Origin of the sequence: Kitasatospora sp. NPDC004614 (assembly GCF_042873675.1) — a bacterium.
GTDB lineage: Bacteria > Actinomycetota > Actinomycetes > Streptomycetales > Streptomycetaceae > Kitasatospora.
Genome location: NZ_JBIALR010000015.1, coordinates 70,524 through 83,631 on the forward strand (window position 1 = coordinate 70,524; position 13,108 = coordinate 83,631).

24 protein-coding genes are annotated in these 13,108 nt (G+C 66.2%); all 24 read left to right on the forward strand.

Translation table 11 applies throughout. The annotated features are described in order from the left end of the window. Position 1: 1 nt before the first annotated feature. The 24 genes from rplV to ACFYST_RS26820 all read left to right on the forward strand — a co-directional run bounded on the left by rplV (position 2) and on the right by ACFYST_RS26820 (position 13,103). Complete coding sequence (rplV, locus tag ACFYST_RS26705) at positions 2 to 349, forward strand: 50S ribosomal protein L22 (RefSeq protein WP_014136282.1); 348 nt, start codon at positions 2 to 4, stop codon at positions 347 to 349. After that, positions 349 to 1,182, forward strand: a complete 834-nt coding sequence (rpsC, locus tag ACFYST_RS26710) for a 30S ribosomal protein S3 (RefSeq protein WP_387644456.1) — start codon at positions 349 to 351, stop codon at positions 1,180 to 1,182. The genes rplV and rpsC overlap by 1 nt, the downstream gene beginning before the upstream one ends. Before the next feature lie 5 nt (positions 1,183 to 1,187). Then, positions 1,188 to 1,607 carry a 50S ribosomal protein L16 gene (gene rplP / locus ACFYST_RS26715; RefSeq protein ID WP_030457415.1) on the forward strand — a complete coding sequence of 140 codons (420 nt, stop codon included), beginning with the start codon at positions 1,188 to 1,190 and terminating at the stop codon, positions 1,605 to 1,607. Further along, positions 1,607 to 1,831, forward strand: coding sequence for a 50S ribosomal protein L29 (rpmC, locus tag ACFYST_RS26720; RefSeq protein WP_030457414.1), 225 nt, complete (start codon positions 1,607 to 1,609; stop codon positions 1,829 to 1,831). The genes rplP and rpmC overlap by 1 nt, the downstream gene beginning before the upstream one ends. Beyond that, positions 1,831 to 2,103 carry a 30S ribosomal protein S17 gene (gene rpsQ / locus ACFYST_RS26725; protein WP_014136278.1) on the forward strand — a complete coding sequence of 91 codons (273 nt, stop codon included), beginning with the start codon at positions 1,831 to 1,833 and terminating at the stop codon, positions 2,101 to 2,103. Before rpmC ends, rpsQ begins: the two co-directional genes overlap by 1 nt. A gap of 102 nt (positions 2,104 to 2,205) precedes the next feature. After that, positions 2,206 to 2,577, forward strand: a complete 372-nt coding sequence (rplN, locus tag ACFYST_RS26730) for a 50S ribosomal protein L14 (RefSeq protein WP_030300391.1) — start codon at positions 2,206 to 2,208, stop codon at positions 2,575 to 2,577. A gap of 15 nt (positions 2,578 to 2,592) precedes the next feature. Continuing rightward, positions 2,593 to 2,904: a 50S ribosomal protein L24 gene (rplX, locus tag ACFYST_RS26735; protein ID WP_035872243.1), complete on the forward strand. Its 312-nt coding sequence runs from the start codon at positions 2,593 to 2,595 to the stop codon at positions 2,902 to 2,904. Then, positions 2,904 to 3,473: a 50S ribosomal protein L5 gene (rplE, locus tag ACFYST_RS26740; protein ID WP_387644459.1), complete on the forward strand. Its 570-nt coding sequence runs from the start codon at positions 2,904 to 2,906 to the stop codon at positions 3,471 to 3,473. The genes rplX and rplE overlap by 1 nt, the downstream gene beginning before the upstream one ends. Positions 3,474 to 3,476: 3 nt before the next feature. Further along, the gene (locus ACFYST_RS26745; protein ID WP_008747480.1) at positions 3,477 to 3,662 is read left to right on the forward strand and encodes a type Z 30S ribosomal protein S14; all 186 of its coding nucleotides are present in this window, start codon (positions 3,477 to 3,479) and stop codon (positions 3,660 to 3,662) included. 269 nt (positions 3,663 to 3,931) lie between these two features. Then, complete coding sequence (gene rpsH / locus ACFYST_RS26750) at positions 3,932 to 4,339, forward strand: 30S ribosomal protein S8 (protein ID WP_043914570.1); 408 nt, start codon at positions 3,932 to 3,934, stop codon at positions 4,337 to 4,339. A 22-nt stretch (positions 4,340 to 4,361) separates the two neighbouring features. After that, positions 4,362 to 4,901, forward strand: a complete 540-nt coding sequence (gene rplF / locus ACFYST_RS26755) for a 50S ribosomal protein L6 (protein WP_387644464.1) — start codon at positions 4,362 to 4,364, stop codon at positions 4,899 to 4,901. Between the two features lie 3 nt (positions 4,902 to 4,904). Continuing rightward, positions 4,905 to 5,288, forward strand: coding sequence for a 50S ribosomal protein L18 (gene rplR, locus ACFYST_RS26760; protein WP_073807939.1), 384 nt, complete (start codon positions 4,905 to 4,907; stop codon positions 5,286 to 5,288). 48 nt (positions 5,289 to 5,336) lie between these two features. Continuing rightward, positions 5,337 to 5,957 (forward strand): 30S ribosomal protein S5, encoded by a 621-nt coding sequence (gene rpsE, locus ACFYST_RS26765; protein ID WP_043914567.1) that lies wholly within the window; start codon positions 5,337 to 5,339, stop codon positions 5,955 to 5,957. Beyond that, positions 5,957 to 6,139 carry a 50S ribosomal protein L30 gene (gene rpmD / locus ACFYST_RS26770; protein ID WP_014136270.1) on the forward strand — a complete coding sequence of 61 codons (183 nt, stop codon included), beginning with the start codon at positions 5,957 to 5,959 and terminating at the stop codon, positions 6,137 to 6,139. Before rpsE ends, rpmD begins: the two co-directional genes overlap by 1 nt. A gap of 1 nt (position 6,140) precedes the next feature. After that, positions 6,141 to 6,596 (forward strand): 50S ribosomal protein L15, encoded by a 456-nt coding sequence (gene rplO / locus ACFYST_RS26775; protein ID WP_387644470.1) that lies wholly within the window; start codon positions 6,141 to 6,143, stop codon positions 6,594 to 6,596. 261 nt (positions 6,597 to 6,857) lie between these two features. Then, a complete protein-coding gene (secY, locus tag ACFYST_RS26780) occupies positions 6,858 to 8,165 on the forward strand; it encodes a preprotein translocase subunit SecY (RefSeq protein WP_387644473.1) in 1,308 nt (435 codons plus the stop codon). Then, positions 8,165 to 8,824, forward strand: a complete 660-nt coding sequence (locus ACFYST_RS26785) for an adenylate kinase (protein ID WP_387644474.1) — start codon at positions 8,165 to 8,167, stop codon at positions 8,822 to 8,824. Before secY ends, ACFYST_RS26785 begins: the two co-directional genes overlap by 1 nt. Positions 8,825 to 8,933: 109 nt before the next feature. Next, positions 8,934 to 9,770, forward strand: a complete 837-nt coding sequence (map, locus tag ACFYST_RS26790) for a type I methionyl aminopeptidase (RefSeq protein WP_387644476.1) — start codon at positions 8,934 to 8,936, stop codon at positions 9,768 to 9,770. 144 nt (positions 9,771 to 9,914) lie between these two features. Then, positions 9,915 to 10,349, forward strand: coding sequence for a large conductance mechanosensitive channel protein MscL (mscL, locus tag ACFYST_RS26795; protein ID WP_387644479.1), 435 nt, complete (start codon positions 9,915 to 9,917; stop codon positions 10,347 to 10,349). Positions 10,350 to 10,517: 168 nt separating this feature from the next. Then, positions 10,518 to 10,739: a translation initiation factor IF-1 gene (gene infA, locus ACFYST_RS26800; RefSeq protein ID WP_003956442.1), complete on the forward strand. Its 222-nt coding sequence runs from the start codon at positions 10,518 to 10,520 to the stop codon at positions 10,737 to 10,739. A gap of 59 nt (positions 10,740 to 10,798) precedes the next feature. Continuing rightward, positions 10,799 to 10,912, forward strand: a complete 114-nt coding sequence (gene rpmJ, locus ACFYST_RS26805; RefSeq protein WP_003956441.1) for a 50S ribosomal protein L36 — start codon at positions 10,799 to 10,801, stop codon at positions 10,910 to 10,912. Positions 10,913 to 11,089: 177 nt separating this feature from the next. After that, on the forward strand, positions 11,090 to 11,470 hold the full coding sequence (gene rpsM / locus ACFYST_RS26810) for a 30S ribosomal protein S13 (RefSeq protein ID WP_387644481.1): 381 nt from the start codon (positions 11,090 to 11,092) through the stop codon (positions 11,468 to 11,470). A 73-nt stretch (positions 11,471 to 11,543) separates the two neighbouring features. Continuing rightward, positions 11,544 to 11,951 carry a 30S ribosomal protein S11 gene (gene rpsK, locus ACFYST_RS26815; protein WP_014136257.1) on the forward strand — a complete coding sequence of 136 codons (408 nt, stop codon included), beginning with the start codon at positions 11,544 to 11,546 and terminating at the stop codon, positions 11,949 to 11,951. A gap of 129 nt (positions 11,952 to 12,080) precedes the next feature. Continuing rightward, positions 12,081 to 13,103 (forward strand): DNA-directed RNA polymerase subunit alpha, encoded by a 1,023-nt coding sequence (locus ACFYST_RS26820; RefSeq protein ID WP_030457404.1) that lies wholly within the window; start codon positions 12,081 to 12,083, stop codon positions 13,101 to 13,103. Positions 13,104 to 13,108 lie beyond the last annotated feature (5 nt).

The following is a 13,108-nucleotide window of genomic DNA, read 5'->3' on the forward strand; positions in this document are numbered from 1 at the left end:
CATGGAAGCCAGGGCCCAGGCGCGGTACATCCGCGTCACGCCCATGAAGGCCCGCCGCGTGGTGGACCTCATCCGTGGCCTGCCGGCCACGGAGGCCCAGGCGGTCCTGCGTTTCGCTCCGCAGGCTGCCACCGTGCCGGTCGGCAAGGTGCTCAACAGCGCCATTGCCAACGCCGCGCACAACTACAACCACTCCAACGTGGACGACCTCTACATCTCCGAGGCGTACGTTGACGAGGGTCCGACCCTGAAGCGGTTCCGTCCGCGTGCCCAGGGCCGTGCCTACCGGATCCGCAAGCGGACCAGCCACATCACCGTGGTCGTCAGCAGCAAGGAAGGGACCCGGTAATGGGCCAGAAGGTTAACCCGCACGGGTTCCGCCTCGGCATCAGCACGGACTTCAAGTCCCGCTGGTACGCCGACAAGCTGTACAAGGACTACGTCAAGGAAGACGTCGCGATCCGTCGTCTCATGACGAAGGGCATGGAGCGCGCCGGCATCTCGAAGGTTGAGATCGAGCGCACCCGTGACCGCGTCCGCGTGGACATCCACACCGCCCGTCCGGGCATCGTGATCGGCCGCCGCGGCGCGGAGGCCGACAAGATCCGGGGCAACCTGGAGAAGCTGACCGGCAAGCAGGTCCAGCTGAACATCCTCGAGGTCAAGAACCCCGAGCTGGACGCCCAGCTCGTGGCTCAGGGCGTCGCGGAGCAGCTGTCCTCCCGTGTCTCCTTCCGTCGCGCCATGCGTAAGAGCATGCAGTCGACCATGAAGGCCGGCGCCAAGGGCATCAAGGTCCAGTGCTCCGGTCGTCTCGGCGGCGCCGAGATGAGCCGTTCGGAGTTCTACCGCGAAGGCCGTGTGCCGCTGCACACCCTGCGCGCGAACGTCGACTACGGCTTCTTCGAGGCCAAGACCACCTTCGGCCGCATCGGCGTGAAGGTCTGGATCTACAAGGGCGACGTCAAGAACATCGCCGAGGTCCGCGCTGAGAACGCCGCTGCCCGCTCCGGCAACCGTCCGGCCCGTCCCGAGGGCGGTCGTCCCGCTCGCGGTGGCGAGCGCCGCGGTGGCGAGCGCGGTGGCCGTGGCCGTCGTCCCGCCGCTGCTGCTGCCGAGGCTCAGGCCCCGGCTGCCGCCGCCGAGGCTCCGGCTGCTGAGAACACCGGAACGGAGGCCTGACCCCCATGCTGATCCCCCGTCGGGTCAAGCACCGCAAGCAGCACCACCCGAAGCGCCGCGGCGCTGCCAAGGGTGGCACCGAGCTGGCGTTCGGCCAGTTCGGCATCCAGGCCGTGACCCCGGCCTACGTGACGAACCGTCAGATCGAGTCCGCTCGTATCGCGATCACCCGTCACATCCGTCGTGGCGGCAAGGTCTGGATCAACATCTACCCGGACCGCCCGCTCACCAAGAAGCCGGCCGAAACCCGCATGGGTTCCGGTAAGGGTTCGCCGGAGTGGTGGATCGCGAACGTGCACCCGGGTCGGGTCATGTTCGAACTGTCGTACCCGAACGAGAAGATTGCCCGCGAGGCGCTCACGCGTGCCGCGCACAAGCTTCCGATGAAGTGCCGGATCGTTCGGCGCGAGGACGGTGAGAGCTGATGTCGGCCGCTACCAAGGCTGCTGAGCTTCGCGAACTGGACAACGAGGCCCTCGTTGCCAAGCTCCGTGAGGCCAAGGAGGAGCTGTTCAACCTCCGCTTCCAGGCGGCGACCGGGCAGCTCGACAACCACGGACGGCTCCGGCTGGTCCGTAAGGACATCGCGCGGATCTACACCCTGATGCGCGAGCGCGAGCTGGGCATCGAGACGGTGGAGAACGCCTGATGACTGAGAACACCAACGAGACGCGCGGTTTCCGCAAGACCCGCGAGGGTCTCGTCGTCAGCGACAAGATGGACAAGACCGTCGTCGTCGCCGTCGAGGACCGCGTCAAGCACGCGCTGTACGGCAAGGTCATCCGCCGTACCAACAAGCTGAAGGCGCACGACGAGCAGAACGCGTGCGGTGTCGGCGACCGTGTCCTCCTGATGGAGACCCGGCCGCTGTCCGCGACGAAGCGCTGGCGCGTCGTCGAGATCCTCGAGAAGGCCAAGTAACAAGGTTGTTCGCGGTACGGCCGTATGTGCACCAGGTCCCCAGGGACGCGGGTGTGAGCAGCGGCCGGCCCGTCAACACTTGTTGACGATCAGGAGAAAGCTGTGATCCAGCAGGAGTCGCGACTGCGCGTCGCCGACAACACGGGTGCGAAGGAAATCCTCTGCATCCGCGTTCTCGGTGGCTCCGGTCGCCGCTACGCCGGTATCGGCGACGTCATCGTCGCCACCGTCAAGGACGCGATCCCCGGCGGTTCGGTGAAGAAGGGCGACGTCGTCAAGTGCGTCGTCGTTCGCACCGTCAAGGAGCGCCGCCGTCCGGACGGCTCGTACATCCGTTTCGACGAGAACGCCGCTGTCGTTCTCAAGAACACCGATGGCGACCCCCGCGGTACCCGCATCTTCGGCCCGGTGGGCCGCGAGCTGCGCGACAAGAAGTTCATGAAGATCATCTCGCTGGCGCCGGAGGTGCTCTGACCCATGGCGAACAGCATGAAGATCAAGAAGGGTGACCTGGTCCAGGTCATCACCGGCAAGGACAAGGGCAAGCAGGGCAAGGTCATTCAGGCCATGCCGGCTGACAACAAGGTCCTGGTCGAGGGTGTCAACCGGGTCAAGAAGCACACCAAGCCGGGCCCCGGCACGCAGGGTGGCATCGTGACCGTCGAGGCCCCGGTGCACGTCTCCAACGTCCAGCTGGTCGTGGAGAAGGACGGCAAGAAGGTCGTTACCCGCGTCGGCTACCGCTTTGACGACCAGGGCAACAAGATCCGCGTTGCCAAGCGGACCGGTGAGGACATCTGATGTCTGAGACGACTGTTGAGAAGGTGACCCCCCGCCTCAAGGAGAAGTACCTCTCCGAGGTCAAGGGTCAGCTGAACGAGCAGTTCTCGTACGAGAACGTCATGCTGATTCCCGGCCTGGTCAAGGTCGTGGTCAACATGGGTGTCGGCGAGGCCGCCCGTGACAGCAAGCTGATCGAGGGTGCCATCAAGGACCTGACCGCGATCACCGGTCAGAAGCCGGCCGTCACCAAGGCCCGCAAGTCCATCGCGCAGTTCAAGCTGCGCGAGGGCCAGCCCATCGGCTGCCACGTCACCCTCCGTGGTGACCGCATGTGGGAGTTCACGGACCGTCTGGTGTCGCTGGCTCTGCCGCGTATCCGTGACTTCCGCGGCCTCTCGCCGAAGCAGTTCGACGGCCGTGGCAACTACACCTTCGGTCTGACCGAGCAGGTTATGTTCCACGAGATCGACCAGGACAAGGTCGACCGTCAGCGCGGTATGGACATCACCGTCGTGACCACCGCTCAGACCGACGATGAGGGCCGGGCGCTGCTGCGCGCTCTGGGCTTCCCGTTCAAGGAGGCGTGAGCCATGGCGAAGAAGGCCCTGATCGCTAAGTCCGAGCGCAAGCCGAAGTTCGGCGTCCGGGCGTACACCCGGTGCCAGCGCTGCGGCCGTCCGCACTCGGTGTACCGCAAGTTCGGCCTGTGCCGTGTGTGCCTCCGTGAGATGGCGCACCGCGGCGAGCTGCCGGGCGTGACCAAGAGCTCCTGGTAATCCCTTACCAGCTGCTCTGACCAGCGAAGCAGTGTGCCCGACCCCCCGGCTTTTGGAGTCCCGCGAGGGATCCCGTAAGGTTGCGGGGTCGGGCCCCTGCCGCGGCGTCTTTTTCCGGACGTTCCGTGGCTCTCTGAGTGAGGGCTCGCGCAACCCAGTCTTACTACGACGTAGGTCCCCTGCGCTTGTGCCCCTTTCGCACTCTTTCACGAGTGCGCGGAGGGGGACCTGGTGCGGAGAAACCACGGCGAGAGAGGCCTGAGGCCACCATGACCATGACCGACCCGATCGCAGACATGCTCACTCGTCTGCGTAACGCGAACTCGGCGTACCACGACTCTGTCGTGATGCCGTCGAGCAAGATCAAGGCGCACGTCGCCGAGATCCTGCAGCAGGAGGGTTACATCTCCTCCTACAAGGTTGAGGACCCCACCGAGAACGAGGTCGGCAAGAAGCTGACCATCGAGCTCAAGTTCGGTCCGAACCGTGAGCGCTCCATCGCCGGCATCAAGCGCATCAGCAAGCCGGGTCTGCGTGTTTACGCAAAGTCCACCAACCTGCCGAAGGTTCTCGGCGGCCTGGGCGTGGCGATCATCTCCACGTCCTCCGGCCTCCTGACCGACAAGCAGGCCGCCAAGAAGGGCGTAGGCGGAGAAGTTCTCGCCTACGTCTGGTAATTCGGGAAACGGAGGTACAGCAATGTCGCGCATTGGACGGCTGCCCATCCAGGTTCCCGCTGGTGTGGACGTCACCATCGACGGCCAGACGGTCTCGGTGAAGGGTCCCAAGGGCTCGCTCACCCACGTCGTCGCCGCGCCGATCGAGATCGGCAAGGGCGAGGACGGCACTCTGGTCGTCACCCGCCCGAACGACGAGCGTCAGTCGAAGGCCCTGCACGGCCTGTCGCGCACGCTGGTGGCGAACATGATCACCGGCGTGACCGCGGGCTACCGCAAGTCGCTGGAGATCAGCGGTGTCGGTTACCGAGTCACGGCGAAGGGCTCCAACATGGAGTTCGCGCTGGGCTACAGCCACCCGATTCTGGTCGAGGCGCCGGAAGGCATCAGCTTCGTCGTCGAGACGCCCACCAAGTTCCACGTGGACGGCACCGACAAGCAGAAGGTCGGCGAGATCGCCGCGAAGATCCGCAAGCTGCGCAAGCCCGACCCGTACAAGGCCAAGGGCGTCAAGTACGCGGGCGAGGTCATCCGCCGCAAGGTCGGAAAGAGTGGTAAGTAAGCGATGAGCGTCTCTGTCAAGATCGGCAAGGGCAACGCCTACAAGAACGCCGCCCGCAAGCGCCGCGCCATTCGCGTTCGTAAGCGCGTCGTCGGCACCGAGGTGCGTCCGCGCCTCGTCGTGACGCGTTCGAACCGCCACATGGTCGCCCAGGTCATCGACGACGCCAAGGGTCACACCCTGGCGTCGGCGTCCACCCTCGACGTGTCCATCAAGGGCGCCGAGGGCGACAAGACCGAGCTGGCCAAGAAGGTCGGAAGCCTGGTCGCCGAGCGCGCCAAGGCTGCCGGCGTCGAGTCGGTCGTCTTCGACCGCGCGGGCAACCGGTACGCCGGCCGCATCGCCGCTCTGGCGGACGCGGCTCGCGAGGCCGGGCTCGACTTCTAAGCCGCTCGTCGACTCTGTCGGCGGACGTAAACGAGAGAGGTAATTCCAATGGCTGGACCCCAGCGCCGCGAAGGCGGCGCCGGTCGCGGCACGGGTGGCGAGCGGCGCGACCGTAAGCGTGACGAGCGGGGCGGCGCCCCGGTCGCCGAGAAGACTGCTTACGTCGAGCGCGTCGTCGCGATCAACCGTGTCGCCAAGGTTGTCAAGGGTGGTCGTCGTTTCAGCTTCACCGCGCTGGTCGTGGTGGGCGACGGTGACGGCACCGTCGGTGTCGGCTACGGCAAGGCGAAGGAGGTTCCGGCCGCCATCGCCAAGGGTGTTGAGGAGGCCAAGAAGAACTTCTTCAAGGTCCCCCGTATCCAGGGCACCATCCCGCACCCGATCCAGGGCGAGAAGGCCGCCGGCGTCGTGCTGCTGAAGCCGGCGTCCCCCGGTACCGGTGTTATCGCCGGTGGCCCGGTGCGTGCCGTCCTGGAGTGCGCCGGCGTTCACGACATCCTGTCGAAGTCGCTCGGCTCGGACAACGCGATCAACATCGTGCACGCCACCGTGGCTGCTCTGAAGGGCCTCGTGCGCCCCGAGGAGATCGCCGCCCGTCGTGGCCTGCCCCTGGAGGACGTGGCCCCGGCCGCGCTGCTCCGGGCCCGTGCGGCTGGGGTGAGCGCCTGATGGCTCGCCTGAAGGTCACCCAGACCAAGTCGTACATCGGTAGCAAGCAGAACCACCGTGACACCCTCCGTTCGCTCGGCCTGAAGCGGCTGAACGACACCGTGGTGAAGGAGGACCGCCCGGAGATCCGCGGCATGGTCCACACCGTTCGCCACCTGGTCACGGTCGAGGAGGTGGACTGAAATGGCGGACAACTCCCCCATCAAGATCCACAACCTGCGTCCGGCGCCCGGCGCCAAGACCGACAAGATCCGCGTCGGTCGTGGTGAGGGCTCCAAGGGTAAGACCGCAGGTCGTGGTACCAAGGGCACCAAGGCCCGCTACCAGGTTCCGCAGCGCTTCGAGGGTGGCCAGATGCCCCTCCACATGCGCCTGCCGAAGCTGAAGGGCTTCAAGAACCCGGCCCACAAGCAGTTCCAGGTCGTGAACCTGGACCGCCTGGCCGAGCTCTACCCGAACGGTGGCGAGGTCACCGTCGCCGACCTGGTCGCGAAGGGCGCCGTTCGCAAGAACGAGCTCGTCAAGGTTCTCGGCCAGGGCGACATCGCGGTTGCGCTGCAGGTGACGGTTGACGCCGTCTCCGGCTCCGCCACCGAGAAGATCACCGCCGCGGGCGGCTCGGTCACCGAGCTGCTGTGACGTCGCTGATCTGACGCACGGACAGAAACCGGGCCCCGCACTCCTCTTGAGAAAGAGGGGGCGGGGCCCGGCTTCGTTCCGGCTTGAACAGCTGTGCTGTATTTGTGTGTCAAACCCGGGCAAGCCGTACCCCATGCGTGGGGGAGCGGCAGTGCGCGCTTCTGTCGAGCACCCGGGCACTGTTAGAGTCCGTGAAGTTCCCTTACCCCACATCAGGACCGACCCTTCCGCCGACGACGCGCGGGAGGCGCAGGAGGCACCGTGCTCAGTGCGTTCGCGCGGGCGTTCCAGACGCCCGACCTGCGCAAGAAGCTGCTGTTCACGCTGGGCATCATGGTGCTGTTCCGGCTGGGCGCCCACATTCCGATGCCCGGAATCAACTTCGAGGCCGTTCACGCGTGCGTGGCAGGCCAGAAGGAGGGCCTGTTCGGGCTGGTCAACCTGTTCAGTGGCAACGCGCTGCTGCAGCTGACCATCTTCGCGCTCGGCATCATGCCGTACATCACGGCCAGCATCATCCTGCAGCTGCTCACCGTGGTCATTCCGCGGCTGGAGGCCCTGAAGAAGGAGGGGCAGTCCGGCCAGGCGAAGATCACCCAGTACACCCGTTACCTGACCATCGCGCTCGCGGTGCTGCAGGGCACCGGCATTCTCGCGACCGCGTCCAGCGGCGCGCTGTTCTCCGGCTGCCCGCAGGGTCAGAACATCGTTCCGGACCAGTCGATCTTCCGGATCGCCACCATGGTGATCATCATGACCGCCGGCACCACGGTGATCATGTGGCTGGGTGAGCTGATCACCGACCGCGGCATCGGCAACGGCATGTCCATCCTGATCTTCACCTCGATCGCGGCCGGCTTCCCCGGCTCGATGTGGGCCATCAAGGGCTCCGGCAAGCTGCTGGACGGCTGGGGCGAGTTCGCCGCGGTCATCCTGGTCGGCATCATCGTGGTCTGCCTGGTCATCTTCGTCGAGCAGGCCCAGCGCCGGATCCCGGTCCAGTACGCGAAGCGGATGGTCGGCCGCCGGTCGTTCGGTGGTACGTCGACCTACATCCCGCTGAAGGTCAACCAGGCCGGTGTGATCCCGGTCATCTTCGCCTCCTCGCTGCTGTACATCCCGGCGCTGGTGGTGCAGCTGACCAACTCGCAGGCGGGCTGGGCGATTTGGATCAAGAACCACTTCATCAAGGGTGACCACCCGATCTACATGGCCACCTACTTCGTACTGATCGTGTTCTTCGCGTTCTTCTACGTCGCCATCTCCTTCAACCCCGAAGAAGTTGCCGACAATATGAAGAAGTATGGTGGGTTCATCCCGGGCATCCGGGCCGGCCGACCGACGGCCGAGTACCTGAACTACGTGCTCACCCGCATCACGTGGCCGGGTTCGCTGTACCTGGGCCTGATCGCGTTGATCCCGATGGTCGCCCTCGTCGCCTTCGGGCAGCAGACCAACTTCCCGTTCGGCGGCACTTCCGTGCTCATCGTCGTCGGCGTCGGACTCGAAACTGTGAAGCAGATCGAGAGCCAGCTCCAGCAGCGTAATTACGAAGGGTTCCTCCGCTGATGCGTATCGTCCTCGTCGGACCCCCCGGGGCCGGGAAGGGTACTCAGGCGCACGTTCTGGCCAAGACCCTGTCCATTCCCCACATCTCCACGGGTGACCTGTTCCGTGCCAACATCAGCCAGGGCACCCCGCTGGGTGTCGAGGCGAAGGCATACATGGACGCCGGGCGCCTGGTGCCCGACGAGGTCACCATCGGGATGGCCAAGGACCGCATGCTCCAGGAGGACGCCGCCAACGGCTTCCTGCTGGACGGTTTCCCGCGCAACCTGGGTCAGGCGGAGGCGCTGGACGCCTTCCTGACCGAGCAGGGCATCGCGCTGGACGGCGTGCTGGACCTCGAGGTCCCCGAGGACGAGGTCGTCAAGCGGATCGCCGGTCGCCGGCTGTGCCGCAAGAACGGCGCCCACGTCTTCCACGTGGCGTACAACCCGCCGAAGACCGAGGGCGTCTGCGACGAGTGCGGCGGCGAGCTGTACCAGCGCTCGGACGACACCGAGGAAGCCGTGCGGGTCCGGTTGGAGGAGTACCACTCCAAGACCGAGCCGATCATCGGCTACTACCAGGAGCAGGGCCTGCTGGTCACCATCTCCGCCCTCGGCAAGGTGGACGAGGTGACCGAGCGCGCGGTCGCCGCCCTGGAGAAGAACAAGAACGCCTGAGCCACGTGCCAGTGAGACGGCCGGGTCGCCCCGAAGCGGGCGGCCCGGCCGTCTCGGCGTCGTACGGTGGAAGGCAGTCAGAAATCAGAACGTGGAAGGCGTTGACCAGATGGTGGAGATCAAGACCCCCGAGCAGATCGCCAAGATGCGGGCGGCCGGGCTGGTCGTCGCCGAGGCCCTGAAGGCGTGCCGCGAGGCGGTCGTCCCGGGGGTGACCACCGGCGAGCTGAACGACATCGCCGACCAGGTCATCGCCAAGCACGGTGCCACCTCGAACTTCCGGGCCGACCACGGCGGCCTGTGGTTCCCGGGCGTGATCTGCGCCTCGGTGAACGAGGAGGTCGTGCACGGCATCCCCGGCGACAAGGTGCTGAAGGCCGGCGACCTGATCTCGATCGACTGCGGCGCGATCCTGGACGGCTGGCACGGCGACGCGGCGATCACCGTCGCGGTCGGCGAGACCGCCGACGAGAACGTGATGCTGTCGAAGGTCACCGAGGGCTCGATGTGGGCCGGCATCGCCCAGATGAAGAAGGGCAACCGCCTGGTCGACGTCTCCCGGGCGATCGAGGGCTTCATCCGGCGCCAGCCGCTGCCGCCGAAGGGCAAGTGGGGCATCACCGAGGGCTACGGCGGCCACGGCATCGGCACCGCCATGCACATGGAGCCGCACGTGCTGAACTACGTGGCCGGCCGCGGCAAGGGCCCGAAGCTGGTGCCCGGCACGGTGCTGGCGATCGAGCCGATGGTCTCGCTCGGCACCCCGCACACGGCGATCCTGGACGACGACTGGACGGTCGTCACCACCGACGGCACCTGGGCCTCGCACTGGGAGCACTCGGTGGCCATCACCGAGCAGGGCCCGCTGGTGCTGACCGCGTTCGACGGCGGCAAGGCGGAGCTGGCCAAGCTGGGCGTCACCGCGGCGCCGGACCCGCTGGGCTGACCCCGCAGGGGCGGTACGTGCGGCAGCCGGCGGTTTGAGGGACATGTCTCAAAGTGGCGGATCGAGGCCCGGGGGTTTTGACCCCCGGGCCTCTTGTCCTATTTTCGTCAGCTGGTACCCGTAGCAGCTACCCCAGGAGAGACAGTGCTCAAGGGCTTCCGCGACTTCATGATGCGCGGCAACGTCATCGACATGGCCGTCGGTGTGGTCATCGGTGCCGCGTTCACCGGAGTCGTGACCGGCTTCGTGACCGCGTTCCTCACCCCGGTGCTCGGCGTGGTGGTCGGCGCGGCCGGCGACTTCAGCGCGTACAAGGCCACGGTGGCCGGCGTGACCTTCCCGTACGGCCAGTTCCTGAACGTGCTGATCGCGTTCGTCCTGACCGCCGCGGTGCTGTACTTCTGCGTGGTGCTGCCGGTCTCCAAGGCCACCGCCCGGTACATGCCGAAGAAGCCTGCCACGCCCAAGCGGCCGTGCCCCGAGTGCCTGACCGAGATCCCCGAGGCGGCCCGTCGCTGCTCGGCGTGCACCGCCGTGGTGGAGCCGGTGGTGCCCATCCAGGTGATGGCCAAGGGCTGAGAATTTCGCGTCGACGTGGTGCCTGGTTTACGATGGTGCGTCGGCTCTCTCGTAGCGTGTTTCGGCACGCCCTCAGCCCAGGAGGTCTCTCCCGGGTGGAGGTGAAGCCTGGTTCGCACGAGCGTTCCGCATACGGTAGCCGGACCCGAAGGGTGGATCTCGCAGTTCATGGCTAAGAAGCAAGGCGCCATTGAGATCGAGGGCACCGTGATCGAGTCTCTTCCGAACGCGATGTTCAAGGTCGAGCTGCAGAACGGTCACAAGGTCCTCGCGCACATCAGCGGCAAGATGCGCATGCACTACATCCGCATCCTTCCGGATGACCGGGTCGTGGTGGAGCTCAGCCCCTACGACCTGACCCGCGGCCGGATCGTCTACCGCTACAAGTAGGAACAACCCCTCGTCCTGACGAGGGGCTTGCCAGATCGAGACCCCGGAGAACCTGGATCATGAAGGTCAAGCCGAGCGTCAAGAAGATCTGCGACAAGTGCAAGGTGATCCGCCGTCACGGCCGGGTCATGGTGATCTGCGACAACCTGCGCCACAAGCAGCGCCAGGGCTGAGTCACCCCCCAGCATTTCTCGTAGTACCTTCGCGCGACGCGCATCAACGTCATACGCGGGCCGCCCGATCCGTCCGAACAGGACGGACTGCCACCCCCGGTCAGAGGCCGGGGCTCCCTGTCGAGAGACAGCGAGTAGGCGGCTCGTCAGACCTCTGAAGAACCACAGGAGCCATCAATGGCACGCCTCGCCGGCGTTGATCTCCCCCGCGAAAAGCGGATCGAGATCGCCCTCACCTACGTCTACGGCATCGGCCGTACCCGTGCCCAGCAGACGCTGGTCGAGACCGGTGTGAGCCCGGACGTCCGCGTCCGCGACATCACCGAGGAAGACCTCGTCAAGCTGCAGAAGTTCATCGACGCGAACTTCGAGGTCGAGGGTGACCTCCGCCGCGCCGTCGCCGCCGACATCCGCCGCAAGGTCGAGATCGGCTGCTACGAGGGTCTGCGTCACCGCCGTGGCCTGCCGGTCCGCGGTCAGCGCACCCACACCAACGCGCGTACCCGTAAGGGCCCGCGTCGCGCGATCGCCGGTAAGAAGAAGCCGGGCAAGAAGTAGTCCGTCCCGTCAACCGGACATCCCTCCGGCCCGCGGGATAGCGGACCGACCACCTCAGTAGGAGAACAGACTTATGCCCCCCAAGGGTCGTCAGGCTGCCGGCGCGAAGAAGATCCGCCGCAAGGAGAAGAAGAACGTCGCTCACGGGCACGCCCACATCAAGAGCACGTTCAACAACACCATCGTTTCGATCACCGACCCCTCGGGCAACGTGATCTCCTGGGCCTCCGCCGGTCACGTCGGTTTCAAGGGCTCGCGCAAGTCCACCCCGTTCGCCGCGCAGATGGCCGCCGAGGCCGCTGCCCGTCGCGCGCAGGAGCACGGCATGCGCAAGGTCGACGTCTTCGTTAAGGGTCCGGGCTCCGGCCGCGAGACCGCGATCCGTTCGCTCCAGGCCACCGGCCTGGAGGTCGGCTCGATCCAGGACGTCACCCCCACCCCGCACAACGGCTGCCGTCCGCCGAAGCGCCGCCGCGTTTGATCCGGTGCCTTCGGGCGCACGGATAGCGTTTTAAACCTTGTACGGGGTCCCGTTTTGTGCGGGACCCCGTACGCTTGACTCCATCGGCATCAAATAGTGGGTGCCGAAGACAACTGGAGGATCCAGAACATGCTTATCGCTCAGCGTCCTTCGCTGACCGAAGAGGTTGTCGACGAGTTCCGCTCGCGGTTCGTCATCGAGCCGCTGGAGCCGGGCTTCGGCTACACCCTCGGCAACTCGCTCCGTCGCACGCTCCTCTCCTCGATCCCGGGTGCCGCTGTCACCAGCATCCGCATCGACGGTGTCCTGCACGAGTTCACCACCGTGCCGGGCGTCAAGGAGGACGTCACCGACCTCATCCTGAACATCAAGCAGCTGGTCGTCTCCTCGGAGCATGACGAGCCGGTCGTGATGTACCTGCGCAAGCAGGGCCCGGGTGTGGTCACCGCCGCCGACATCGCGCCCCCGGCCGGTGTCGAGGTGCACAACCCCGAGCTGGTCCTCGCCACCCTGAACGGCAAGGGCAAGCTGGAGATGGAGCTGACCGTCGAGCGCGGTCGCGGCTACGTCTCCGCCGTGCAGAACAAGGCTTCCGGCCAGGAGATCGGCCGCATCCCGGTCGACTCGATCTACAGCCCCGTGCTGAAGGTCACCTACAAGGTCGAGGCCACCCGTGTCGAGCAGCGCACCGACTTCGACAAGCTGATCGTCGACGTCGAGACCAAGCCCGCCATGCGTCCGCGCGACGCGATGGCGTCGGCCGGTAAGACCCTGGTCGAGCTGTTCGGCCTGGCCCGCGAGCTGAACGTCGACGCCGAGGGCATCGACATGGGTCCGTCCCCGACGGACGCCGCCCTGGCCGCGGACCTGGCGCTGCCGATCGAGGAGCTGGAGCTCACGGTCCGCTCCTACAACTGCCTCAAGCGCGAGGGCATCCACACCGTGGGTGAGCTCGTTGCCCGCTCGGAGGCCGACCTGCTCGACATCCGCAACTTCGGTGCGAAGTCGATCGACGAGGTCAAGGCGAAGCTGGCCGGCATGGGCCTGGCCCTCAAGGACAGCCCGCCCGGATTCGACCCGACCGCTGCCGCCGACGCCTTCGGCGCCGACGACCTGGACGACCAGGGCTACGCGGAGACCGAGCAGTACTGAGTTTT